Here is a 25,407-nt window from a genome sequence, read left to right on the forward strand (position 1 = left end):
ACAAAAACTTAAATTTTTATTGCATTTTCCTTGATTAAGTTCTATTTTTTATGAAAAATGTGCTAAATATTTAACGAATTTTTGATATTTTTAAAAATAAATTAACTTTATTTATCTTGGGATAATGATTATATGAATTGGACAGAAGAGTTAGTTACTTCTTTTTTTTGGATTTTAAAAAATCTTTTTACTACTTTTATTATATTTTCTTTACTTATTTTTGTACTAGTTAAAACGACAAAATGGGGTTACCAATTTTGGACACTTGCAAAAGATTTTATTTCTCCTAAACGTAGCTCTAGTCCTTTATTTTATTTTTGGACAATCGTTTTTTTTAATTTACTTAGTGTGCGTATTGATATTTTATTCTCCGATTGGTACAAGGCAATGTATGACGCATTGCAAGAGATGAATGTTGCAGGCTTTTGGCTACAAATGTTAGTCTTTTCGATTTTAGCTACTGTACATATTTTTAATATTTTACTCACTTACTATATTAGCCAGCGATTTCAAATTCAATGGCGAATATGGTTGAACAAAAGAATGTTAAACAAGTGGACAGCAAACCAAGCTTATTATAAAACCCAATATGCCTTATCTCAGTTAGATAATCCCGATCAACGTATTCAACAAGATGTTGATGCCTATATATCTAATTCATTAAGTTTAGCGATTGGAGTTATATCTTCTACGGTTTCTCTTGTGGCATTCTCGATTATTTTATGGGATCAATCTGGTCCAATGGAAATTGCTGGTTATCAAATACCGCATATGATGGTTTTTCTTGTTTTTATTTATGTACTTATTAGTAGTGTGATCGCCTTTAAAATTGGGAAACCATTGATTAAATTAAACTTTGCTAACGAGTGGTTAAATGCGAATTATCGTTATTCACTTATTCGCTTAAAAGAATATGCGGAGAGTATCGCATTTTATGGTGGCGAAGTAATGGAGAAAAGCCTTTTACTGAAACAATTTGATAAAGTTATTCAAAATATTTGGAAAATGGTTTATCGAACCTTAAAACTATCTGGTTTTAATATCGTAGTTTCTCAAATATCGGTAATTTTTCCATTTATTATTCAGGCATCACGCTATTTTGCAGGGGAAATTAAGTTAGGTGATTTAATACAAACAGCACAAGCTTTTGGGAAAGTACAATCCGCTCTTTCATTTTATCGTAATTCTTATGATAATTTTGCCTCTTATTGTGCGGTATTAGAGCGTTTAACTGGATTTAATCATTCTATCGATAGTATTAACTTACCGTCTAATGTCATTATTAAAGACAGTGAACATAACCTTATTTTTGAAAATTTGACAATTAATACACCTAATGGAAAAACTCTAATAGAAAATATTAATTTAAATATTACACAAGGTACATCATTGCTTATTAAAGGACCTTCAGGAGTCGGCAAAACAACATTATTACGCACTATTGCGGGGTTATGGCAATATTCAGAAGGGACAATTTATCGACCAATTAAAAATGCCTTATTTATTTCTCAAAAAACTTATTTACCACAAGGACGACTTATTGATGCGATGTATTATCCAGAAGTATCGCCAGAAATAATAGACATTAATTATGTGAAAAATATTATTAATCAAGTAAATTTAGGGCATTTAGTTGATAAGTTAGAACAAGAAGATGATTGGACAAGAGTATTGTCATTGGGTGAACAACAACGATTGGCTTTTGCCCGTTTAGTTTTACATAAACCTAAGATTGCCTTTTTAGATGAAGCAACGGCAAGTATGGATGAGGGGTTAGAAGATGCGATGTATCGTTTACTGCGTAATGAATTGAAAGAAACCACAATTATCAGCGTAGGACATCGTTCAACATTACATCTGTATCACCAACAGCAGTTACAAATTAGTGCCGATGGTAGCTGGAAATTAACAGGCTTATAATTGTTTATCGTATTAAAGTGGAATAAGGGGAAAAGGGATTTTCCCCTATTTATTTTTATTCAAAGGAATAGTTAAGATAAACCAATTAAAAATGCAATAAAGATTAATAAACCTACATAGTTATTATTTAAAAATGCTTTAAAACAATTTTCTCTAATGCGTTGTCTCGTCAGTTTGTATTGATAAATAAATAAAAAAGAAGTTAAAAGTAAAAATAGATAGTAAGCTATATTTAATTCCGTAATATAACCAACAACACCTAAAAGTGTTAAGCTAATGACTTGTAATAAACTAATGATTTTATTTTCATTTTTTCCGAATAGAATAGCCGTTGATTTTACGCCTATTAATATATCATCATCACGATCTACCATTGCATATTGGGTATCATAAGCAACAGTCCAACTCATATTTGCCAAAAATAACAGCCAACATTCTAAAGGTAAATTCGCATTAGTTGCACCATAAGCCATAGGTATTGCCCAACCAAATGCCGCACCTAAAAAAACTTGAGGTAAATGGGTGTAGCGTTTCATAAAGGGGTAAATAAATGCCAGAATAGCCGCAACAAATGATAATACTATCGCATAAATATTTAGAAAAAGCGTTAAAATGAAAGCACTGATTAACAGGATAGAAAATAAGATTTTAGCTTCTTTTTCTGTTATACGACCAGTTGTAATTGGTCTTTGATTTGTTCTTTTTACTTTATTATCAATATTTCTATCAGCATAGTCATTAATCACACAACCAGCAGCACGCATAAAAATAACACCGCATATAAATATAAATAAAATAGAAAAGTCAGGCATTCCCTTTTTAGATAGAAACAATGCCCATAGTGTCGGCCACAATAATAATAATGTCCCAATGGGTTTATCAAATCGCATTAGTTGTATGTAAGCGGTAATTTTTTCTTTTGTTAAATGCATATATGTTAACTGATTGTGAATATAGATCGCATTTCTATTCTACTTTAATTTTTGAATAGGATAAAATAGGAATCACGATATTTTACGATTTGTCGTCTTTTATCTGTTAAAATTAGCTTATGTTGAGATAGGATATAATTCTCGCTAAAATACTTCCGCACTTTTGACTTATTTATATTTTTATACACCTTTTACTAAGGATCGATTATGTCGTTACCACGTTTTGTTCATCTACGAGTACACAGTGATTTTTCAATGATTGATGGCATTGTAAAAATTAAGCCATTAATAAAAAATTGTGTTGCAAATAATATGGTGGCAATGGCATTGACCGATTTTTCTAATTTTTGTGGCTTAGTTAAATTTTATGGTGAAGCATTATCATCAGGTATTAAACCAATTATCGGTGCGGATGTTTTAGTAAAAAGTGATTTATTAGGCGATGAGTTATTTGAATTGACTTTACTTGCGAAAAATAATGTGGGTTATCATAATATCACGCTATTACTTTCCAAAGCCTATGAACGAGGCTATTTAGATAAACCTTATATTGATCAACAATGGTTAATAGAACACCGAGAAGGTATCATTATCTTGTCTGGTGGACGTAACGGCGATGTAGGTAAAAAATTACTTAAAAATAATGTTGAAGATTTAGAAAGTGCGGTCCATTTTTATCAACAATATTTTGCCAATCATTTCTATTTATCCTTAAGTCGTACAGGGCGGGCTGACGAAGAACGTTATATTGAGCAAGCATTAACATTAGCAAGAGAAAAAGGTATTCCTGTTGTTGCTACAAATGATGTATGTTTTGCAAAACCAGATGATTTCGAAGCTCACGAAATTAGGGTGGCGATTCACGATAGTTATACCCTTGATGATCCAAAACGTCCGCAAATCTATTCTGAACAACAATATTTCCGTAGTGAACAAGAAATGTGTCGGCTATTTGCAGATATTCCTTCTGCATTAGACAATACACTATTGATTGCACAACGGTGTAATGTAACTATTCGCTTAGGGGAGTATTTTTTACCGCAATTTCCGACAGGTGAGCTAACCACAGAAGAATATTTAATACAAAAGTCAAAAGAGGGGTTAGAGCAACGGCTAAAAACATTGTTTCCAAATGAAAATGAACGCTTAGCAAAACGTCCAGAATATGATGAGCGTTTACAAATAGAGCTTGATGTCATTAACCAAATGGGATTTCCCGGTTATTTCCTTATTGTGATGGAATTTATCCAATGGTCAAAAGACAATAATATCCCAGTTGGTCCAGGACGAGGTTCTGGTGCCGGTTCTTTGGTTGCTTATGCCTTAAAAATTACCGATTTAGATCCACTCGAATTTGATCTGCTTTTTGAACGCTTTTTAAATCCTGAACGGGTTTCTATGCCTGACTTTGACGTTGATTTTTGTATGGAAGGACGAGATCGTGTTATCGACCACGTTGCCGATATGTATGGGCGTGGTGCGGTATCGCAAATTATTACCTTTGGTACAATGGCAGCAAAAGCGGTTATTCGAGATGTAGGGCGAGTGCTTGGGCATCCTTATGGATTTGTTGATCGTATTTCTAAATTAATTCCTCTTGATCCTGGAATGACACTTACTAAAGCCTTTGAAGCTGAGCCGAGATTGCCTGAAATGTATAATTCAGATGAAGAAGTGAAAGAATTAATTGATATGGCTCGTAAGCTCGAAGGTGTCGTACGTAATGCGGGAAAACACGCTGGTGGCGTGGTGATATCACCGACATTAATTACGGATTTTTCACCGCTATATTGTGATAGTGAAGGTAAGCACCCTGTTACGCACTTTGATAAGAATGACGTAGAGTATGCGGGTCTTGTTAAATTTGACTTTTTGGGATTGAGAACCCTTACTATCATAAAATGGGCATTAGAAATGATTAATGCCCGTATGCAAAAAGAAGGTAAACCATTAGTTGATATTAATACTATTCCTTTAGATGATAATGAATCTTTTGCTACTTTATTGAAAGCAGAAACTACGGCTGTTTTTCAGCTCGAGTCACGAGGAATGAAGGATCTTATTAAGCGTTTAAAACCGGACTGTTTTGAAGATATTATCGCATTGGTTGCATTATTTCGTCCTGGTCCTTTGCAATCTGGTATGGTGGATAATTTTATTCGTCGTAAACACGGGGAAGAGGAAATTTCTTATCCTGATGCCGAATATCAACATATTTCCTTAAAGCCAATCCTTGAACCGACTTATGGCATTATTCTTTACCAAGAGCAAGTTATGCAAATTGCCCAAGTTCTCGCTGGCTATACCTTAGGGGGAGCGGATTTATTACGAAGAGCAATGGGTAAGAAAAAGCCAGAAGAAATGGCAAAGCAACGTTCTGTTTTTAAAGAAGGCGCAATCAATAATAATATTGAAGGTGATCTTGCGATGAAAATCTTTGACCTTGTAGAGAAATTTGCAGGTTATGGTTTTAACAAGTCTCACTCGGCAGCTTATGCTCTCGTATCTTATCAAACTTTATGGTTAAAAACTCATTTCCCTGCTGAATTTATGGCTGCTGTAATGACCTCTGAGATGGATAACACCGATAAGATCGTTGGATTATATGATGAATGTTTGCGTATGGGACTAAAAGTTACCCCACCAGATATTAATACTGGAAAACATCATTTCAGCGTTAATCATAAAGGGGAAATCGTTTATGGTATTGGGGCAATAAAAGGGGTTGGAGAAAGACCTATTAGAGAATTAGTCGAAATTAGAAATCAAAGTGGTTATTTTAAAGATCTCTTTGATCTTTGTGCTAGAGTAGATTTAAAGAAAATTAATCGTCGCACTTTCGATAGTCTGATTATGTCCGGTGCATTTGATAAACTTGGTCCACATCGAGCTGCGTTGGCAAAAAATTTAGAGGATGCCTTAAAGACATCAGGTCAGCACGCCAAAGATCAGGAAATTGGTCAAGGTGATATGTTTGGTGTATTAACCCAGACTCCTGAAGAAGTGGAAATTGCTTATGCAAATACACCAAAATGGACAGAGAAACAAATTCTTGAAGGGGAAAGAGAAACGCTTGGTTTATATTTAAGTGCTCATCCAATTAACCCATATTTAAAAGAATTAGAACACTATGGTATTACTCGTTTAAAAGAAATTGTTCCTAATCGACGAGGGCAAACTACAACTGTAGCAGGGATTATCGTTAATACCAGAATAGCAATTACCAAAAAAGGGAATCGTTTTGGTATTGCTACTATTGACGATCGTTCTGGTAAATTAGATGTTACTTTGTTCTCTGATGTGTTAGAGCGTTTTCAAGATAAACTACAAAAAGATAATGTTGTCATTTTATCGGGGCAAATAAGTTTTGATGATTTTAGTCAAGGACTAAAAATGTCTGTTCGTGATCTCATTACTTTATCTGAAGCGAGAAGTCGCTATGCAAAAAGCCTTGCGATAGGGTTATTAGAACAACAAATGACACCAATGTTTATTAAACAGCTAAAAAATATTATTGAGCCTTATAAATCGGGTACATTACCTGTTCATATTTATTATCAAAGCGCTAAAGGGAGTGCATTATTGCGTTTTGGTATTGAATGGTCAGTAACACCAACCGATGAGTTACTGGATCAACTAATGAGCTTTTTAGGGCAAGAAGCGGTCGAATTAGAATTTAAATAGAAACTATACCAAAAAAGCACCGCACTTTTAGCGTTACAACTGACCACAACCACTAAGCGATTTTATTAACTAATCAGCTTTTAGGGCAAGAAGCGGTCGAATTAGAATTTAAATAGAAAATATACCAAAAAAGCACCGCACTTTTAGCGTTACAACTGACCACAACCACCAAGCGATTTTATTAACTAATCAGCTTTTAGGGCAATAAGTGGTTGAATTAGCATTTAAATAGAAAATATACCAAAAAAGCACCGCACTTTTAGCGTTACAACTGACCACAACCACTAAGCGATTTTATTAACTAATGAGCTTTTTAGGGCAAGAAGCGGTCGAATTAGCATTTAAATAGAAAATATACCAAAAAAGCACCGCACTTTTAGCGTTACAACTGACCACAACCACTAAGCGATTTTATTAACTAATCAGCTTTTAGGGCAAGAAGCGGTCGAATTAGAATTTAAATAGAAAATATACCAAAAAAGCACCGCACTTTTAGCGTTACAACTGACCACAACCACTAAGCGATTTTATTAACTAATCAGCTTTTAGGGCAAGAAGCGGTCGAATTAGAATTTAAATAGAAAATATACCAAAAAAGCACCGCACTTTTAGCGTTACAGCTGACCACAACCACTAAGCGATTTTATTAACTAATCAGCTTTTAGGGCAATAAGTGGTTGAATTAGCATTAAAATAGAAAATATATCAAAAAAGTACCGCACTTTTATCATTTGTACTTATCTTGATTATTTGGTTTTATGTGCTTTTTATTGTCGGTAATAAGCATTAAATTTTATAAAAATAAAAAATGAATGAACACTCATTCATTTTTGTGTATAATATCGCCGAAATATGAAATAACAACATATTGTCATCATCAAAAATAATTAATTTTGATTTCTTTTCAATCCCACAAAACTAAAAAATACGAGAATAAAGCTAAATGTGCCAATCTAAAATAGGTATGACAGAGCAAATTTTTGCCGCCACAGAACGACTAATGGAAGTGAGTGGATTACATTGTTTATCAATGCACAAAATTGCAAAAGAAGCCAATATTTCAGTTGGGACTATTTATCTTTATTTTAAAAATAAAGATGAATTACTCGAACAATTTGCACGCCGTTTATTTTTATTTTTCTGTGAGAATTTAGGAAAAGATTATGATGATACCCTTTCTTATTTTGAGCAATATCGCCGTATGTGGTTAAATCTTTGGAATTTACTCAATAACAATCCCAAATTGCTTATAAATATCAATCAGTATCACTCTCTTTTTATGTTTTATAATGTTTTTGAAAAAGAAAAAAATGCAAAATATTGGGAACAATTTTGTCAAAGAGGCATTCAGGAAAATGCACTTTGTGAACTTCCACCAAAAATTTTATTTATTCTTGGTTTGGAAACTGCCATTAATTTGGCGTTAGATAAAGAATCTTTAAATCAATCATTATCTGATGATATGTTAGAACGGATTATTGAACGCAGTTGGCGAGCAATAAAAAAATAATTTAACTTAATTTAATCAATGGAGTTTTTATGAGTGAACAAACTCAAATAAAAAAACCAAAAAAATCACATTCAATCATAATGAAAATAATATTAGCTGTTTTTGTGCTGATTTTTATTGCCATTATTGGCTTAAATATTTTTAAAAATATGATGATTGATAAATTTATCTCAAGTATGCCAGAAAAAATTAGTCCTGTAACGGTGATCACTGCAACCAGCACAGAATGGACGCCTGTTATTAAAACCACAGGATTAGTTCGCCCAAATCAAGGTGCAATGTTAAGTTCTCAAGTGTCAGGAACAGTGAGTAACGTTTTAGTGAAAGCGGGACAACAAGTGAAAAAAGGCGATGTATTAGTTGAATTAGATAATTCGGTTGAAAAAGCGAACTTAGCGGCGACTATGGCAAAATTAGACTCTACGCGTAATACTTATCAACGTTACTTAAAACTGTATAAAACCAATAGTGTATCAAAACAAGAATTAGATAATGCGAAAGCGAGTTACGACGCATTAGAAGCGAATATTCACGCATTAAAAGCCAGTATTGAACGCCGTAAAATTGTTGCACCTTTTGATGGTGTAACGGGGATTGTCAGAGTCAATGTAGGGCAATTTATTAATTTTGGTACAGAAATTGTACGCGTTGAAGATAAAAGTGTAATGAAAGTTGATTTTGCGATTGCTCAAAATGAACTTAGTTTATTAAGTATTGGACAAAAAGTAACAGCAACAGCTGATGCGCACTTAGGCACAACATTTTCAGCAAAAATTACGGCTATTGAGCCAGCGATTGAAGCTGCCACAGGGCTAATTAAGGTACAAGCGACTTTTGATGAAAAAGAGAGTAAAAAATTACTTTCGGGAATGTTTACTCGTTTACGCATTGCTTTATCAACCGAAACTAATCAAATTGTCATTCCTCAAGTGGGTATTAGTTACACAATGTACGGAGAATCAGCTTATATTTTGACCGCACTTTCTGATGAAGATAAAACCACGCTTTTGGATAATGAAAAATTTGCTTACAAAGACAAAATGGATAAGGTTTATCGGGCGAAACAAATACCAGTGGTGACTAAAGATCGTCAAGGTGTGTTAGCTCAGTTAAAACCGGGAGATATTCATATTGGCGATCAAGTGGTTGTTGGCGGTCAACAAAATATCAGCAATGGTAGCCTTGTTATTGTGAGTGACAAAGAAGCGATTGGCATTCAACAACCAGATACAAATTCTAATCTTTAATTAAAGCAGGATAGATCGAATGAAATTTACTGATATATTTATCCGCCGACCCGTATTAGCGGTTTCCTTAAGTTTACTTATTATTATTCTCGGACTACAAGCTATTTCCAAGCTACCTGTTCGAGAATACCCAAAAATGACGACAACCGTCATTAATGTGAGTACCTTTTATCCGGGTGCCGATGCTAGTTTAATGCAAGCATTTGTTACTTCTACCCTTGAAGAGTCTATTGCACAAGCGGACAATATTGATTATATGTCCTCATCTAGTTACGCTAATTCATCAAGAATTACCATAAAGATGAAATTAAATACGGATCCCAATGCAGCATTGGCGGATATTCTTGCAAAAGTTAATGCCGTAAAATCAAAATTGCCAAAAGGGATTGAAGATCCTGTGCTGACTTCCTCAACAGGTAGTGCGGCGATTATGTATATTCGTTTTTATTCGGATAAACTTGATGCAAGCCAAGTAACCGACTACATCGAACGCATTGTTAAACCACAGTTTTTTACGGTAACAGGTGTGGCACAAGCCCAAATATTTGGTGCTGCACAATATGCAATGCGAGTATGGCTTGATCCTGAAAGAATGGCAGTTCAAAATTTATCTGCACCACAAGTTATGTCGGCATTATCAGCAAATAATATCCAAACTGCCGCAGGCAGTGCCAATGGTTATTATACGGTTTATAAAAATAAAGTTGGTACTACAACTAATACTATTGCGGATTTAGAAAATTTAGTTGTTTATTCCAAAGCAGGCAATTTAGTGCGTTTGCGTGATATTGCTGATATTTCTCTGGAAAAAGAAAGCGATTTCTCACGTGCAACAGCTAATGGCGATAATGCCGTTGTGTTAGCGATTGAACCGACCTCAACAGCTAATCCATTAGTAGTAGCAAAAAATATTTATCCTTTATTCGATCAAATTCAAACAAATTTACCAACAGGATTGAATGCTGAAATTTTATATGATGTTACGGTTTCTATTAATAGTTCAATTAATGAAGTGGTGCAAACGATAATCGAAGCCACATTGATTGTATTAGTCGTAATTATGCTATTTATTGGATCATTCCGAGCCATTCTTATTCCGGTTGTAACGATTCCAATTTCTTTAATTGGTGTCATTATGATGCTACAAGTATTTGGTTTTTCCATTAACTTAATGACATTATTAGCAATGATCCTCGCCATTGGTTTGGTGGTGGATGACGCTATTGTGGTATTAGAAAATGTGGATCGCCATATTAAAGAAGGGGAAACGCCATTTAGGGCAGCGATTATCGGCACAAGAGAAATTGCAGTTCCCGTTATCTCAATGACGATTACCTTAGTTGCGGTGTATTCGCCAATGGCATTAATGGAAGGAATTACAGGCTCATTATTTAAAGAATTTGCCCTTACCCTTGCAGGTGCGGTATTGATTTCTGGTATTGTGGCGCTAACCTTATCACCAATGATGAGTAGTGCTCTATTAAAATCAAATGAAGCCCCAACAAAATTGGAACAACGCATTGAACATACGCTGTCAAAAATCACCAATAATTATAGTTATATATTAAGTTTAATGATGGCGAGTCGTAAGTGTATATTGACTTTTGCAGTAATTATTTTTGCTACCTTGCCTTTTTTATTCAATGGACTATCTACGGAGTTAGCACCAAAAGAGGATAAAGGGGCATTTATGGCAATAGGTACTGCACCAGCCAATACCAATATTGACTATGTACAAGAAGCGATGAAAGGTTATGAAAATATTACTCGCCAGACAGACGAAATTGATTCAACAATGGTACTGGCAGGTATTCCTAGCCCAAATCAATCTTTAAGTATTACTATTTTGAAAGACTGGGCAGATCGTAACCGTAGCCAAGCCCAAATTATTGATGAAATCAATAAAAAAGCAAAAACAGTACCAGAAATTGCAGTATCGGCATTCCCATTCCCTGAAATCAATACCGGTGAACAAGGTCCACCTATTTCTTTCGTGATTACTACTGCAAAAGATTATAAAGATTTAACGAATGTCGCGAATAATTTTCTTGAGGCGATGCGTAATTCGGGCGAATTTGTTTATACCAATCTTGATTTAAAATTCGATACGGCTGAAATGAAAATAACTATCGACAAAGAGAAAGCGGGAAGTTATGGCGTAACAATGCAACAAATTAGTGCCACATTGGGAAGCTATTTGTCAGCAGCAACAGTAACTCGAGTAGATATAGATGGACGAGCTTATAAAGTCATTGCTCAAGTAAAACGAGCCAGTCGTTTATCTCCAGAAGATTTAAAAAACTTCTATGTTTCCGCAAGTAACGGGCAATCTGTGCCATTAAGTAGTTTAATCACAATGGAACTTGTGCCACAGCCTGCGGCATTAGCTCGCTTTAGTCAGTTAAATGCAGCCACAATTAGTGCAGTAGTAACGCCAACCTCATCTACTGGTGATGCGGTAAAATGGTTACAAGATAAAAGTGCGGAGCTATTACCTAAAGGTTATAGCTATGACTTCCGTAGTGAAGCCAGACAGCTCGTACAAGAAGGTAATTCTCTCGGCACAACTTTCGTGCTTGCCGTATTGATTATCTTTTTAGTATTAGCGATTCAGTTCGAATCAATACGTGATCCATTAGTGATCTTAGTTTCAGTGCCGTTGGCAGTAAGTGGTGCATTATTATTACTAAATGGCTTGGCTTTCTTACGTATTCCCGGAACAAGTCTGAATATTTATTCTCAAGTGGGCTTAATTACCTTAATCGGTTTAATTACCAAACACGGTATTTTAATGTGTGAAGTGGCAAAAGAAGAACAGTTGCATAACGGTTTAAATCGTATTGAGGCAATTAGCTATGCTGCAAAAATTCGTTTACGCCCAATATTAATGACGACTGCGGCGATGATAGCAGGTTTAATTCCATTACTACTTGCCTCTGGTGCTGGGGCAGTTTCTCGCTTTAGTATTGGGGTAGTCATTGTGGCAGGGTTAGCCATTGGTACATTATTTACTCTATTTGTACTACCTGTCATTTATAGCTATATTGCGACTGAACACAAGCCATTGCCTGAATTTATTGAAAACAATCGGCGTAAAAAAGATTGATATTAATTAGGAAATTAATTAAATCCGCACTTTATACAAAGTGCGGATTTTTTTATGAGGGATATATTAAAAATTAATTTTTTAGTGAGATAACGAATAGAAACTTTTAAAGTATTTATATTTTAATAGAGGCTTTATTAATCTCTAAAGTTATTAAATTGGAAAGGTTGCCCCAATTCAGCGGTTTTCACTAATTGAATAACTGCTTGCAAGTCATCACGCGATTTTCCTGTTACTCGTACTTGCTCCCCTTGAATTTGGGTTTGTACTTTAATTTTGGCATCTTTTACTAATTTAGTAATTTTCTTTGCCATTTCAGTTTCAATTCCTTGTTTTAACTTGATTTCTTTACTATATAGTTTACCGCTATGTTCAGGGGTATTTGGAATATCAAGGGAATTTCGTTGAATATCACGTTTAATACAAGCACCTAATAAAATATCTACTAACTGTTCTAATTGGAAATCAGATTCAGTAGTAATCTTGATAGTCTCATTTTTTTCATTTAGCTCAATAACTGCTTCAACGCCACGAAAATCATAACGTGTGCTTAACACACGATTGGCATTTTCGACAGCATTACGCACTTCGTGTAAGGTAATTTCAGACACAATATCAAATGAAGGCATTATTTACTCCTAATAGTTTTTTAATTCTATCGTTTGCACTTAAAATACATAACAGTGCGGTTAAGTCAGCAAAGTTTACCACAACTTGTGCTTGTTGTTGAACCTTTGGTTTGGCGTGGAATGCCCCGCCTAAATTGGCGACTGCCATCATTGCTAAATCATTTGCACCATCACCAATGGCTACCGTATCTTTTATATCAATATTAAATTCTTTAGCTAATTTTTCTAAGGTTTTGGCTTTATAATCGGCATCAACAATATCGCCTTTAACCTTTCCTGTCAGCTTGCCATCAATAATTTCAAACTCATTTGAAATCGCATAATCAAGTCCTAACAAATCTTTTAAATAATCGGCAAAATAAGTAAATCCCCCAGATGCAATAGCTGTTTTCCAGCCATATTGTTGTAAGCCATTGATCATTTCTTTTACGCCAGACATTAAAGGTAATTTTTCTCGCACTTGTTGTAAAATACTTTCAGGTGCATCTTTTAATGTAGCAACTCTGCGGCGTAAACTTTGCTGAAAATCTAATTCTCCACGCATTGCTTGTGCGGTAATCGCTGATACCATTTCGCCTGTTCCTGCTAATTTAGCCACTTCATCAATACATTCCATTTGAATAATTGTGGAATCCATATCCATTACTAATAGTCCTGATTGGCTTAAACAAGTATCAAAATTAATTAGTGCCACATCAAGAGCTAGCTGATGTGCATATTCTAAATATTTCACATTCCAGTCGCCTTGTAATAATACAACTGTGTTATATAGTTCATTCCAGTAATCTAAAATAATAAAATTTTCATTAGTTTTGTGTTGAAAGGCTTGTAATTTATTAAGGGTTAAACCAGATCCATAAATAATAAACTTATCAATACCTTGAGAAATAGTTAAATCCTTAAAAAAAGGTGTTGGACATTGTGTATAATAACTACTGATTGTAGCAATATTTTGTATTTGCATAAAAAATCCTGTAAATTATTGATTATTATATTCTAGCTTATATTATCAATATTTGGGGAAATAACTTGTATTCGGTTAAAGAAAAATTTAAGAAAATTGCAATGTTAATGGGGATTATACTTATCTGCAGTATTACACTCATTATTATTTTCTTTGGTGTAAGCCAGTTTAAAACTGGGTCTCAATTATCTGGTATTAAACAAATATCTAATTTATCTCATTTATTAATTAGACAGCAAGCTAATTTATTCTCAATATTATTAATGAATAATGCCACCTCTGAACAACTCTCGGAAGCCTTAGAAACCTTTACGAAAGAAGAATTTGTTATTGATGCCTCAATTTATGCTACAAATGGTGAACTTTTAACTAAAAGTGAAAATATGGTTATGCTTGATCATTTAGGTTTATTACAACAAGATAAGCACAATGATGTTAATAAAGGCAGGCAACAAATTGTAGAGCCTATTTATTCAAGAAATGGCATTGAAGGGTTTTTACGAGTTTCATTTGATACTCAGTATAATCAAAAAATAGAAAATATGATTGATAAAATATCTCTTAGATTATATGCTGAATTTATCATTGTTTTTCTAATCGGTATTATATTGGCAAGTTCAATACATACTTTTTTGAAAGGTTACTATCGTTCTACGTTAAAGGAAAACAATGATTCAGAAAGGTATATTATGCCTAAAAGATCAAGTAGTATTAGTTTTCATCGTCGTAGAAAACGTTTTTATAAGTAAAAGCTAAAATGAAAAAGCCATACGGATAGACTTATCTGTATGGCTTCATTGTATCAGTAATATTAATTGTAAAATTTAATTAAAAATACCTAAATTTCTTAATCCCGCTACAATAATTTCCACACCTAAAGACATAAGCAATAAACCCATAATACGAGTAATAACGTTTGATCCTGTTTTACCTAATTTATTAATGACAGGTTTAGAATAGCGAAGTAAAAAATAGCAAGCTATACCAAATAAGATGATAGTTAATGAAGAATAAACATAATCAATTAGATTGGATTGTGTTGAACCAAATACGATAGTTGCACTAATTGAACCTGGTCCTGCCATTATCGGCATTGCTAAAGGGACAACACCAATATTATGGTAATCTTCAAGATTCGCATTTTTTTCTTCTTTATTAATTTTATGTTCCCCAATTTTACCGTTGATCATCGTTAATGCAATCATCATAACGACAATTCCTCCAGCAATCCTAAAAGAATTAATAGAGATATGGAAAGAGTTGAGAATGAAATTACCAAAATAAAAGCTGACTAATAAAATAGCGATAACCGAAAAACAAGTTACAAACGCTGTTTTATTTTGTTCTTCTCGATCGAAATCAGCAGTCATTGTATAAAAAATAGGAACAACGCCTAAAGGATTGACTAAAGCAATTAGCCCTATAAAAAATTGAAGATAAATAGCAATATCCATAATTGATCCATTATATTAAGGTTAGAGAATATAGGACGTATTATAGTAATGAGAAATAGACAAGCAATAAAAAAGTGCGGTCATAAAAAAATAAATTTATTACGACCGCACTTTTATAAGCTTATGAGAAAATTAAAATGAGGGAATTACATCATTCCACCCATTCCTCCCATGCCACCCATACCACCAGCACCTAAATCAGGTTGATCTGCTTTTGGTAATTCAGTTACCATACATTCTGTGGTGATCATTAAACCAGCGATTGACGCAGCAAATTGCAATGCACTACGAGTTACTTTAGTCGGATCTAAAATACCCATTTCAATCATATCTGCATATTCTTCTGTTGCAGCGTTATAACCAAAGTTACCTTCGCCAGCTTTTACTTTGCTCGCAACCACTGAAGCTTCTTCACCTGCGTTAGTAACGATTTGACGTAAAGGTGACTCCATTGCTCTCAACGCTAATTTAATACCCACGTTTTGCTCTTCATTATCACCTTTTAATTGAGTAGCAACTTTAGAGGCTGCACGAATTAAGGCAACACCACCACCAGCAACAATACCTTCTTCAACTGCGGCACGAGTTGCGTGTAATGCATCTTCTACACGGTCTTTTTTCTCTTTCATTTCAACTTCTGTTGCTGCACCAACTTTGATTACGGCAACACCGCCAGCTAATTTAGCCACGCGTTCTTGAAGTTTTTCTTTATCGTAATCTGATGTACTTTCTTCGATTTGTTGACGAATTTGAGCAACACGACCTTTGATTTGTGCTTCATCACCCACACCATCAATAATAGTTGTATTATCTTTATTGATAACAACACGTTTTGCTTGACCAAGATCTTCTAAAGTTGCTTTTTCTAACTCCATACCGATTTCTTCAGAAATAACCGTCCCTGCTGTTAAAATAGCAATATCTTGTAACATCGCTTTACGGCGATCACCAAATCCTGGAGCTTTAACTGCTGCTACTTTTACAATACCACGCATTGTATTCACGACTAATGTTGCTAATGCTTCACCTTCCACATCTTCTGCAATAATCAATAGTGGTTTACCTGCTTTTGCTACGGCTTCTAATACTGGTAATAATTCACGAATATTAGACACTTTTTTATCTACTAATAAAACGTACGGATTATCTAATTCAACTGTCGCTGTTTCAGGTTTATTAATGAAGTATGGCGATAAATAACCACGATCAAATTGCATACCTTCTACAACATCTAATTCATCTTCTAAGCCCGTGCCATCTTCAACGGTGATAACCCCTTCTTTGCCAACTTTTTCCATTGCTTGTGCAATCAATTTACCTACGATGTTATCTGAGTTAGCTGAGATAGTACCTACTTGCTCAATTTCTTTTGAAGTTTCACAAGGTTTAGATAATGCTTTTAATTCTTCTACAACCGCAACTACTGCTTTATCAATACCACGTTTTAAATCCATTGGATTCATACCCGCTGCAACAGCTTTTAAACCTTCACTCACAATTGACTGAGCAAGAACTGTCGCAGTTGTTGTTCCATCACCTGCTGCATCATTTGCTTTTGATGCTACTTCTTTCACCATTTGAGCACCCATATTTTCGAATTTATCATCTAATTCGATTTCACGAGCCACAGATACACCATCTTTAGTAATGGTAGGTGCACCAAATGCTTTATCTAAAATAACATTACGACCTTTAGGACCAAGTGTTACTTTTACTGCATCTGCTAATACATTGACACCTGCTAACATTTTTATACGAGCATCATTACCAAATTTTACGTCTTTTGCTGCCATCTTTATATTCCTTTTCTATTCTGTCTAAATTTTGTATTTTTGCCATAATTCGATAAGCGACATTGCTATCTTGGCGATTATTCTACAATTGCTAAAATATCATTTTCAGAAATAATGAGAACTTCTTCACCATCAATTTTTTCTGATTTTACGCCATAACCATCATTGAAAATAACGGTATCACCCACTTTCACATCTAGAGGTTGTACAGTACCATTTTCTAAAATACGACCCTTACCTACTGCTAATACTTTTGCTTTTGTCGATTTTTCAGCGGCTGAACCTGTTAATACAATACCGCCAGCAGAGCGAGTTTCAACTTCTTCACGTTTGATAATTACACGATCATGTAATGGACGAATATTCATTTTAGTTTCCTTATTTATTAATCAATGAACGAATTGTTTAAATGTAACTGAAATATTGGGGAGTTTTTTATAGTTTCAAGGGAAAATAATATTATTTTTTTAAAATTTATTATTTTGCCCTAAAAAAACTAATGAATAAGATTAAATATATATCGGTATCAAAATATGTAATTTTTAATCAAAATAGCCTATATTAAGACATATATTTTCTACTGTATGTAAATAATCATAAACCATATTATTTATTCAGTAAATTTATTAACCAAGATAAAAAATGTAAGGAGGAAATATATGAATACTAGAAAAGAAGTTGATTTATTAGGTGAACGTGAAGTCCCTGTTGATGCTTATTGGGGAATTCATACATTAAGAGCGGTGGAAAATTTCAATATTTCTAATATGACTATTTCTGATGTACCTGAATTTGTTCGAGGAATGGTAATGGTCAAAAAAGCCACTGCCTTAGCCAATGGTGAACTCGGCGCAATCCCAAGTGATATTGCGAAAGCAATCGTGGCGGCTTGTGATGAAATTCTAATTAATGGTAAATGTATGGATCAATTCCCATCAGATGTTTATCAAGGTGGAGCGGGAACTTCAGTGAATATGAATACCAATGAAGTAGTCGCTAATCTTGCCTTAGAGATCTTAGGACATAAAAAAGGTGAATACCAATACTTAGATCCTATGGATCATGTCAATGCGAGCCAATCAACCAATGATGCTTATCCAACAGGTTTTCGTATTGCCGTTTATAACAGTATTATGCAATTAGTAACGAAAGTACTTTATTTACAACAAGGATTTGAAAATAAAGCGAAAGAGTTTGCGACTATTCTAAAAATGGGACGTACTCAATTACAAGATGCGGTACCAATGACCTTAGGGCAAGAATTTCAAGCATTTTCAATTCTATTAGAAGAAGAAGTTCGTAATCTAAAAAATACCGCAGATTTACTACTTGAAGTAAATTTAGGTGCAACAGCTATTGGTACAGGATTAAATACACCAGAAGGCTATTCAGCATTAGCGGTTAAACATCTTGCAGAAGTAACGGGACTGCCTTGTGTTGTTGCCCCAAATTTAATTGAAGCAACTTCTGATTGCGGTGCTTATGTTATGGTACATGGCGCATTAAAACGTACCGCAGTTAAATTATCTAAAGTTTGCAATGACTTGCGTTTATTATCATCAGGACCAAGAGCTGGCTTAAATGAAATAAATCTTCCTGAATTACAAGCGGGCTCTTCCATTATGCCTGCAAAAGTTAATCCTGTTGTACCCGAAGTGGTTAATCAAGTTTGCTTTAAAGTGATCGGTAATGATACAACAGTAACCTTTGCAGCAGAAGCAGGACAATTACAACTTAATGTTATGGAACCCGTTATTGGACAAGCAATGTTTGAAAGTATCAATATTTTATCTAATGCTTGTATCAATTTACGAGATAAATGTATTGATGGTATTACCGCTAATAAAGAAGTTTGTGAAAGTTATGTATTTAATTCTATTGGAATTGTTACTTACTTAAATCCATTTATTGGGCACCATAATGGTGATATCGTAGGAAAAACTTGTGCTAAAACAGGACGAGGTGTGCGTGAGGTGGTACTAGAAATGGGATTATTAACGGAACAAGAACTCGATGATATTTTATCCGTTGAAAATTTAATGAAACCAACTTACAAAGCAAAATTGAATAAATAGTTTTTCTAATACCCAGATGAAAGTGCGGTTGAAAATTTCAAAATTTTGATCTGCTCCCCAAAAGTTGGACTCTAACCAACAAATTAAGGAGCAGATTTTTATGACTAAATATACTCAATCTTTTAAAAAGCATGTTGTGGATTTCTACCTAGATAACCAACAATGTCTCCCATTAACCTATCGTCACTTTAATCTTCCAGAGAAAACCGTTCACAGATGGGTAACTAAATATCAACATTATGGTATAGATGGACTCGCTGTTTCTCGGACTAAAAAAATCTATACACCAGAACAAAAACTTGCTGTTGTGCAAGAAGTCATCTCTGGAAAATATTCTGCTGAGAAAGTGACATTAAAATTTGCCCTAGCAAGTTCAGCAATGGTCAGCCAATGGTTGCATGCTTATCTCAAAGAAGGTATAAAAGGACTTGAGCCAAAACCGAGAGGACGTTCTACAATGAAACCCCAATATCCTAAAATGCCTCCAAAACCAACTAATCGCTTAGAAGAATTAGAGTTAGAAAATCTACGATTACGAGCGGAGTTAGCTTACTTAAAAAAGTGGCAAGAATACCGTCAGAAAATACAGAAAGAAACGAAGTTAAAGCGGACATTGTCCAAAAACTCCGATTAAGATTTCCACTGAGTTTATTGCTTGAGTTGGTTGGTTTGGCTCGCAGTGTCTTTTTCTATCATTTAAAACCGAAAAATGATAAAGATGCCAAGTTAATAGCTCGTATTCGGAAGATAAAAGCAGATAACCCCCAGTATGGTTACCGTCGTGTTGCGGCGGTATTGTCAGTTAATAAAAAACCTGTTCAACGTATAATTCAACAGCAAAGTTGGTAAGTTATAGGAAAGAAAAAACGAAGATATAACAGCTATCAAGGCACAGTGGGTAAAATTGCCCCAAATCGACTAAAACGTGATTTTATGGCAACAAAACCTTATGAGAAGTGGCTCACTGATGTGACAGAGTTTAAAGCACTGGATGGAAGAAAATGTTACCTTTCGCCTATTTTAGATAGATTTAATAATGAAATCATTGCCTATAAAGTGAGTCGAAGCCCTAACTTTCAGCAGATACAAGAGATGTTACAACAAGCATTAAGAAAATTGCCTAAAGATGCTAATCCTATATTGCACTCAGACCAAGGTTGGCAATATCAAATGCAACGTTATCAATACTTATTGAAATCAAATGGTATTCAACAAAGCATGTCGAGAAAGGGAAATTGCTTGGATAATGCTGCAATGGAAAGTTTTTTCGGACGATTGAAAACGGAATGTTTTTATAAACAAAAATTTGAAAAAATAGAACAAGTAATACATGATTATATTCGCTACTACAATGAAAAACGGATACAATTAAGATTAAAAGGACTGAGTCCAATACAATATCGGATACAGTCCCTAAAATAACAGTCTAACTTTTTGGGGGCAGATCATTTTTACCGCACTTTTTTCTTAAAAATAAAATAATTTCCATATTATTGCTCTACTGTTTAAGTGTCCATGATATTCCTATATAATGCTTAAACTTGATTATTTAAGAAAAGGAATTTATATGCAAAATCCAAAAAAATGATGTTCTTTATGCATCAATAGAATGGCAAGATCAGTGATGGACGGATATTTTTTATCATAAATATGTTAATGGTATTGCGAAAATTACCATTAATCGCCCACAAACTGTAAAGGAAATGATTTAGGCCTTTGCCGATGCACGTTTTGATGAAAAAATTGGTACGATTATTTAAACCGGACAAGGAGAAAAAGCGTTTTGTTCTGGTTGTGATCAAAAAGTTCGTGGGGATTACGGTGGTGATAAAGATGAACCAAGGATACACCATTTAGATGAGCTAGATTTTCAATGAGATATTCGCATTTGCCCTAAAGTTGTGCTGATATGATGGTTAGTAGTATTTGATGTAACTAATTTATAAAACCAATCTTGAGGTTACAATTATTTAACAAAATAAAAATATAATTAAACAAATTTTTTATAAAAATTAACAATATACTAAAAACTACAATTACCCTTTGACACTATAATAGATAAGATGATACAAATGAGAATTATTTTTATTTTATTGCGCCAAAGGAGTCCATATTGTTGAATAAAATTTTTTTTGCAAACAAAGCATTATTTCTTTATTTTTCTATTTTCTCTTTTTCCACTGTCTCTGCGGATGATCTTGATATTATTACTATTGAATCAGCAGAAATATCAACCAGTAAACCTTCTATAGAACGTAAAACACATACTACTATTCAAAAAGAACTGATTCGAGATACGAGTGATTTGGCACGTTATACTACAGATGTTGGTATTGCCGATAATGGTCGCCGCTTGAAGGGCTTTTCAATGCGAGGAGTAGAGGGAAACCGTGTCGGAATAAGTATTGATGGAGTTGCGTTGCCTGATTTTGAAGAAAATTCTCTCTATAATCGCTATGGTAATTTTAATAATTCTCGCTTAAGTATTGATTCTGAACTAGTACGTAATATCGATATTGTGAAAGGTGCAGATTCTTTCAATCAAGGTAGCGGTGCACTTGGTGGAGGCGTGATTTATCGGACTTTAAATACCGATGATATCTTGATGCAAGAGGAAAAATGGGGTGGATTAGTACGTTCTGGTTATTCAAGTAAGAATGATGAATGGGTGTATACTATTGGTGCTGCTTATAAAGGCGAAAAACTAGATGCTCTTTTACTACACTCACAACGTCATGGACATGAAATGGAGAGTGCTGGCGGTAATATTACACCTTGGGCAGACTGTTATAGTTGGGACAGCAAGGAAGAATGTAGTGCAAAAATAGCAACAGATGCCATGTATGGAACTCGTCGAATTCACCCAGATCCTGAAAAGCATCGCTATAAAAGTTATCTATTTAAAATCGGCTATCAACTAATCCCTTCTCATAAAGTAGGAATAAATCTTTCAGCTCAAGATAAAACTCAATATACTTGGGAACATTCTTATGATTATAGTCTTGGTGGTTGGCGAGAAGTTGATGACTATGAAAAACGTTTAAATTTAAACCTGTACTATATCTATACACCTGAGAACAATACCTATATCAGTAAAATACATACTGCATTTGATCATATGTCCGCTGAAAATGGATCTATCAATTACAAAGGTAAACGTAAATATGGCGATAAAAGTATTCGAGAACCAATGGATAAAATTGATAATCGAAAAATGACATCAACCTTTAATCGTTTGAGTATAACTGCAGAATCTCAACCTTTCCAAATATTTAAAATGGATAATTTGCTCACATTAAAAGCTTATTACAGTGAGAAAGAATTTGAAAATATTAACTTAGATAAATTTTTATATACATTTGATGGCAGTCATTACAGAATAGGTGACGTACAATCAACACTGAAATATACAATACAACGCCCTGTAAAAAATAAAGTATTTAGTATTAGTTTACAAGATAACTTATTTATTAATGATATATTTAGCTCTACTTTTGGTGTGAAGTATAATCACGAAAAAATGGATGTGAGACCATATCGATCTGATACTCCTTGTAGTAATAACTGTTTATGGGCAGAAGAAAAAATGCCACCAAAAGATACGACTTTTGTTAATTGGAATGGTTTTTTTGGGGTAGATGCTCAGTTAAATTATAATTGGAAAGTCGGTTATAATATTGGCACAGGATATCGTATACCGACATCCTCGGAAATGATTTTTACCTATCGTAATCCAGCTGGAAACTGGTTGGCTAATCCTGATTTAAAAGCTGAACGTAGCCTAAACCATAATCTTTTTCTAAAAGGAGAAGGGACGCTTGGGTATTTCAACCTTAATTTACATTATACTAATTATAAAGATTTCTTATTCCAAAAAGAGTCTTTTATGAGTTATCCAATAGATTTTATACAAAATGGAAAACATTATACTTGTGGTGTCAACTATGATTGTGGAGATGCCGGTGTTGCTTATACTATCGCCCAACAAATGGTTAACTTAGATTCAGCAAAAATTTATGGTTTAGAAATAAGCGGAAAACTTAATTTGGATGAGGTTTCTCCATTACCTAGAGGTCTCTCTGCAATGGGAAGCTTGGGCTACACTAAAGGAAAACTATCAACTGGTGATAGTTTATTAACTTTGCAACCATTAAAACTAGTTCTTGGTTTAGATTATGAAGATCCTACAGGTAAATTTGGGATTTTCACTCGAGCAACCTATAATCGAGGTAAAAAGGCTGGAGATGCTAAAGTCACTAATCATTTTGTCTCCTTTGATAAAGGATGTCAAAAATGGGAAGATGATCTATGGTTTGGTCGTCGCTGTATATTACCAGGTGATCTAGAGGAAAAAGAAAGCTATAATTGGTTGAATGAATCTTATTGGACTGTTGATGTTTTTGGTTTCTACAAACCAATCAAAAAATTAACTTTACGTGCAGGTATCTACAATTTATTTAACAAAAAATATCATACTTGGGATAGCTTACGTGGGATTAATCGATATTCGACTACAAATACTGTTCCACCGGATGATAGACAAGGTTTGGAGCGCTATTATGCACCTGGACGTAATTATAGTTTATCAATAGAATACAAATTCTAAATAATTATTAAAAAATAGAATATTTTTTGATTTTTATTACATTTGATCATTTTTGGGGAAATTAATGTATAATTTCCCCGTTTTTTTAATTAAGGAAAAGTTATGCAAAACCCTAAAGATGATGTACTTTATGCACCAATAGAATGGCAAGATCACAGTGATGGTTATACGGATATTCTTTATCATAAATCCACAGATGGTATCGCTAAGATAACTATTAATCGCCCACAAGTGCGTAATGCGTTTCGCCCACAAACGGTAAAGGAAATGATTGAGGCATTTGCTGATGCTCGTTTTGATGAAAAAATTGGTACGATTATTTTAACTGGACAAGGCGAAAAAGCCTTTTGCTCTGGCGGAGATCAAAAAGTGCGTGGGGATTACGGTGGCTACAAAGATGAATCTGGGGTACACCATTTAAATGTGCTAGATTTTCAACGAGATATTCGCACTTGTCCTAAACCGGTTGTTGCTATGGTAGCTGGTTATGCTATTGGAGGCGGTCATGTTTTACATATGTTATGTGATTTAACGATTGCTGCTGATAATGCAATTTTTGGTCAGACTGGTCCAAAAGTAGGATCTTTTGATGGCGGTTGGGGAGCTTCTTATATGGCTCGTTTAGTGGGACAGAAAAAAGCACGTGAAATTTGGTTTTTATGTCGTCAATATAATGCTCAAGAGGCATTAGATATGGGGCTAGTCAATACAGTTGTGCCTTATGCTGAATTAGAAAAAGAAACAGTACGTTGGTGTCGAGAAATGTTGCGTAATAGTCCAATTGCTTTACGTTGTTTGAAAGCAGCATTAAATGCAGACTGTGATGGTCAAGCGGGTTTACAAGAGCTAGCTGGGAATGCGACGATGTTGTTCTATATGACTGAGGAAGGTCAAGAGGGACGTAATGCCTTTAATGAAAAACGAGCACCAGATTTTAGCAAGTTTAAACGTAATCCTTGATTAATTTGGATAATTTAACATTATGATAAATACAAAATCAAAAACAGGGTTAGCCTTTTTATGGTTAAGTGCGGTTGTTTTTTGTGTAGATTTAGCCACGAAGTATTTGGTTATAAAAAATTTTGCATTGTATGATAGTATCAGTATTCTTCCTGTTTTTAATTTAACTTATGTACGAAATTATGGTGCGGCATTTAGTTTTTTAGCAGATCATTCAGGTTGGCAAAAACTATTTTTTATTACATTAGCTATTGTTATTTCAGGGGTGCTTATTTATTTTCTATATCAGAATACTAAGTGTAAATTATTACAAAACGCTGCATATTCTCTTATTATCGGTGGCGCATTAGGCAATGCAATGGATCGTGCTTACAATGGCTTTGTGATTGATTTCTTTGATTTTTATTGGAGAGATTGGCATTATCCTGTCTTCAATGTAGCAGATATTGGTATTACTATTGGTGCGATGTTATTAATTATTGATTCTTTCAAAAGCAAAAATGACAAATAGAGAGTGATAAAAACGA

General features: G+C 34.1%; 16 protein-coding genes and 2 pseudogenes. 12 read left to right on the forward strand and 6 right to left on the reverse strand.

Translation table 11 applies throughout. The features are described from left to right. The first annotated feature begins 132 nt into the window (after positions 1–132). Positions 133–1,920, forward strand: a complete 1,788-nt coding sequence (locus tag EV697_RS06710) for an ABC transporter ATP-binding protein/permease (protein WP_132023946.1) — start codon at positions 133–135, stop codon at positions 1,918–1,920. Between the two features lie 71 nt (positions 1,921–1,991). Here EV697_RS06710 and ubiA read toward each other — a convergent pair whose 3' ends face one another. After that, positions 1,992–2,852, reverse strand: a complete 861-nt coding sequence (ubiA, locus tag EV697_RS06715; RefSeq protein WP_132023948.1) for a 4-hydroxybenzoate octaprenyltransferase — start codon at positions 2,850–2,852, stop codon at positions 1,992–1,994. A gap of 207 nt (positions 2,853–3,059) precedes the next feature. On the opposite strand from ubiA, the gene dnaE reads away from it, so the two are divergent. The 4 genes from dnaE (at position 3,060) to acrB (ending at position 12,399) form a co-directional block, all read left to right on the forward strand. Next, positions 3,060–6,536, forward strand: coding sequence for a DNA polymerase III subunit alpha (gene dnaE, locus EV697_RS06720; protein WP_132023950.1), 3,477 nt, complete (start codon positions 3,060–3,062; stop codon positions 6,534–6,536). A 943-nt stretch (positions 6,537–7,479) separates the two neighbouring features. Continuing rightward, on the forward strand, positions 7,480–8,046 hold the full coding sequence (locus EV697_RS06725; protein WP_132023952.1) for a TetR/AcrR family transcriptional regulator: 567 nt from the start codon (positions 7,480–7,482) through the stop codon (positions 8,044–8,046). A 29-nt stretch (positions 8,047–8,075) separates the two neighbouring features. Beyond that, positions 8,076–9,293, forward strand: coding sequence for an efflux RND transporter periplasmic adaptor subunit (locus tag EV697_RS06730; protein WP_132023954.1), 1,218 nt, complete (start codon positions 8,076–8,078; stop codon positions 9,291–9,293). A gap of 19 nt (positions 9,294–9,312) precedes the next feature. Then, positions 9,313–12,399: a multidrug efflux RND transporter permease subunit AcrB gene (acrB, locus tag EV697_RS06735; RefSeq protein WP_132023956.1), complete on the forward strand. Its 3,087-nt coding sequence runs from the start codon at positions 9,313–9,315 to the stop codon at positions 12,397–12,399. A gap of 137 nt (positions 12,400–12,536) precedes the next feature. Here the strand turns inward: acrB and EV697_RS06740 are convergent, their stop codons facing one another. Next, positions 12,537–13,028 carry a YajQ family cyclic di-GMP-binding protein gene (locus EV697_RS06740; protein ID WP_132023958.1) on the reverse strand — a complete coding sequence of 164 codons (492 nt, stop codon included), beginning with the start codon at positions 13,026–13,028 and terminating at the stop codon, positions 12,537–12,539. Then, complete coding sequence (gene serB / locus EV697_RS06745) at positions 13,015–13,992, reverse strand: phosphoserine phosphatase (protein WP_132023960.1); 978 nt, start codon at positions 13,990–13,992, stop codon at positions 13,015–13,017. The genes EV697_RS06740 and serB overlap by 14 nt, the downstream gene beginning before the upstream one ends. Before the next feature lie 65 nt (positions 13,993–14,057). Here serB and EV697_RS06750 point away from each other — a divergent pair, with 65 nt between their 5' ends. Beyond that, positions 14,058–14,741 (forward strand): YtjB family periplasmic protein, encoded by a 684-nt coding sequence (locus EV697_RS06750; RefSeq protein ID WP_132023962.1) that lies wholly within the window; start codon positions 14,058–14,060, stop codon positions 14,739–14,741. A gap of 75 nt (positions 14,742–14,816) precedes the next feature. Here the strand turns inward: EV697_RS06750 and EV697_RS06755 are convergent, their stop codons facing one another. The 3 genes from EV697_RS06755 to EV697_RS06765 all read right to left on the reverse strand — a co-directional run bounded on the left by EV697_RS06755 (position 14,817) and on the right by EV697_RS06765 (position 17,607). Continuing rightward, positions 14,817–15,446 carry a YchE family NAAT transporter gene (locus tag EV697_RS06755; protein ID WP_132023964.1) on the reverse strand — a complete coding sequence of 210 codons (630 nt, stop codon included), beginning with the start codon at positions 15,444–15,446 and terminating at the stop codon, positions 14,817–14,819. 146 nt (positions 15,447–15,592) lie between these two features. Beyond that, complete coding sequence (groL, locus tag EV697_RS06760; protein WP_132023966.1) at positions 15,593–17,239, reverse strand: chaperonin GroEL; 1,647 nt, start codon at positions 17,237–17,239, stop codon at positions 15,593–15,595. 77 nt (positions 17,240–17,316) lie between these two features. Then, positions 17,317–17,607, reverse strand: coding sequence for a co-chaperone GroES (locus EV697_RS06765; RefSeq protein WP_132023968.1), 291 nt, complete (start codon positions 17,605–17,607; stop codon positions 17,317–17,319). Between the two features lie 291 nt (positions 17,608–17,898). Between EV697_RS06765 and aspA the strand changes: the two genes are divergently transcribed. From aspA to lspA, 6 genes and pseudogenes are all read left to right on the forward strand, one after another. After that, positions 17,899–19,314, forward strand: a complete 1,416-nt coding sequence (gene aspA / locus EV697_RS06770; protein WP_132023970.1) for an aspartate ammonia-lyase — start codon at positions 17,899–17,901, stop codon at positions 19,312–19,314. 100 nt (positions 19,315–19,414) lie between these two features. Beyond that, positions 19,415–20,736 (forward strand): annotated as a pseudogene (locus tag EV697_RS06775) (IS3 family transposase). Positions 20,737–20,881: 145 nt separating this feature from the next. Further along, positions 20,882–21,188: pseudogene (locus tag EV697_RS06780) on the forward strand (enoyl-CoA hydratase-related protein); the annotation flags it as partial. Between the two features lie 236 nt (positions 21,189–21,424). Further along, on the forward strand, positions 21,425–23,920 hold the full coding sequence (locus tag EV697_RS06785) for a TonB-dependent hemoglobin/transferrin/lactoferrin family receptor (protein WP_481748683.1): 2,496 nt from the start codon (positions 21,425–21,427) through the stop codon (positions 23,918–23,920). Between the two features lie 102 nt (positions 23,921–24,022). Next, a complete protein-coding gene (gene menB / locus EV697_RS06790; RefSeq protein WP_132023974.1) occupies positions 24,023–24,880 on the forward strand; it encodes a 1,4-dihydroxy-2-naphthoyl-CoA synthase in 858 nt (285 codons plus the stop codon). Between the two features lie 22 nt (positions 24,881–24,902). Further along, positions 24,903–25,391, forward strand: a complete 489-nt coding sequence (gene lspA, locus EV697_RS06795; RefSeq protein ID WP_132023976.1) for a signal peptidase II — start codon at positions 24,903–24,905, stop codon at positions 25,389–25,391. The last annotated feature ends 16 nt before the right edge of the window (positions 25,392–25,407 follow it).

Source organism: Bisgaardia hudsonensis (genome assembly GCF_004345785.1).
In the GTDB taxonomy this organism is placed as follows: domain Bacteria; phylum Pseudomonadota; class Gammaproteobacteria; order Enterobacterales; family Pasteurellaceae; genus Bisgaardia; species Bisgaardia hudsonensis.

Coding starts and splice junctions, on each gene's coding strand:
- EV697_RS06710 (WP_132023946.1), top strand. CDS start 133: ATGAATTGGACAGAAGAGTTAGTTACTTCTTTTTTTTGGATTTTAAAA.
- ubiA (WP_132023948.1), bottom strand. CDS start 2,852: ATGCATTTAACAAAAGAAAAAATTACCGCTTACATACAACTAATGCGA.
- dnaE (WP_132023950.1), top strand. CDS start 3,060: ATGTCGTTACCACGTTTTGTTCATCTACGAGTACACAGTGATTTTTCA.
- EV697_RS06725 (WP_132023952.1), top strand. CDS start 7,480: ATGTGCCAATCTAAAATAGGTATGACAGAGCAAATTTTTGCCGCCACA.
- EV697_RS06730 (WP_132023954.1), top strand. CDS start 8,076: ATGAGTGAACAAACTCAAATAAAAAAACCAAAAAAATCACATTCAATC.
- acrB (WP_132023956.1), top strand. CDS start 9,313: ATGAAATTTACTGATATATTTATCCGCCGACCCGTATTAGCGGTTTCC.
- EV697_RS06740 (WP_132023958.1), bottom strand. CDS start 13,028: ATGCCTTCATTTGATATTGTGTCTGAAATTACCTTACACGAAGTGCGT.
- serB (WP_132023960.1), bottom strand. CDS start 13,992: ATGCAAATACAAAATATTGCTACAATCAGTAGTTATTATACACAATGT.
- EV697_RS06755 (WP_132023964.1), bottom strand. CDS start 15,446: ATGGATATTGCTATTTATCTTCAATTTTTTATAGGGCTAATTGCTTTA.
- groL (WP_132023966.1), bottom strand. CDS start 17,239: ATGGCAGCAAAAGACGTAAAATTTGGTAATGATGCTCGTATAAAAATG.
- EV697_RS06765 (WP_132023968.1), bottom strand. CDS start 17,607: ATGAATATTCGTCCATTACATGATCGTGTAATTATCAAACGTGAAGAA.
- aspA (WP_132023970.1), top strand. CDS start 17,899: ATGAATACTAGAAAAGAAGTTGATTTATTAGGTGAACGTGAAGTCCCT.
- menB (WP_132023974.1), top strand. CDS start 24,023: ATGCAAAACCCTAAAGATGATGTACTTTATGCACCAATAGAATGGCAA.
- lspA (WP_132023976.1), top strand. CDS start 24,903: ATGATAAATACAAAATCAAAAACAGGGTTAGCCTTTTTATGGTTAAGT.